Raw genomic sequence first — 813 nt, 5'->3', positions numbered from 1 at the left:
CCGGGGGCGGCGCCTTCTTCGCCTCGGCGGCGGCCAGCACGTCCTGCTTGCGGATGCGCCCGCCGACCCCGGTGCCGGTGATCGAGTTCAGGTCGATGTTGTTCTCGGCGGCCAGCTTTCGCACCAGCGGCGTCACATACGGCGCGCCGTCACCACCCGGGCTTGCCGGCTGAGTTGCCGGTTGGGCCTGCGCCGGTTGAGGTTTGGGCTGCGGCGCGGGTTCGGGCTTGGGTTGCGGCTTGGGCTGCGCCTGGGGCTGGGGCGCCGGTTCGGGCTTGGGCTCGGGCTGGGGCGCGGGCGGCGGCTGGGGAGCGGCGGGTGCCGCCGGCGCGGCGGCCTCGGCACCGGCGCCGACGCGGGCGAGCTCGCCACCGACGGGCACCGTGGCGTCTTCCTCGGCGGTGATGCTGATCAGGACACCGGCGACCGGCGAGGGGATCTCGGTGTCGACCTTGTCGGTGGACACTTCCACCAACGCGTCGTCGACCTGGACCGAGTCACCGACGCGCTTGAGCCAGCGGGTCACGGTGCCCTCGGTCACCGACTCGCCGAGCTCGGGCATCAGCACCGGGGTCGCGTCGCCGCCGCCGGAACTCTGCTGGGCGGGCGCGGGCTCCGGCTGGGCCTGAGCCTGGGGCTCCGGCTGTGGCTCGGGCGCGGGCTCGGGCTCCGGCTGCGCTTGGGGCTCCGGCTGGCTCGGCGCCTGCGAGTCGCCGCCCGCCCCGCCGCCTTCGGCGGCGTCGCCGATGACGGCCAGCTCGCCGCCCACCTCGACGGTGTCGTCCTCCTGGGCGACGATCTTGGTCAGCACAC

At 75.4% G+C, this 813-nt stretch carries 1 protein-coding gene; it reads right to left on the bottom strand.

The genetic code is table 11. The features are described 5' to 3' along the window. On the bottom strand, positions 1-813 hold an 813-nt coding region (locus A5624_RS02610; protein WP_197518905.1), incomplete at both ends, for a biotin/lipoyl-containing protein.

Source organism: Mycobacterium sp. 1482292.6, from assembly GCF_001672995.1.
Lineage (GTDB): Bacteria > Actinomycetota > Actinomycetes > Mycobacteriales > Mycobacteriaceae > Mycobacterium > Mycobacterium europaeum_A.
Note: the sequence above shows the minus strand (reverse complement) of the source record. Positions and strands in the feature narration are given on the sequence as shown.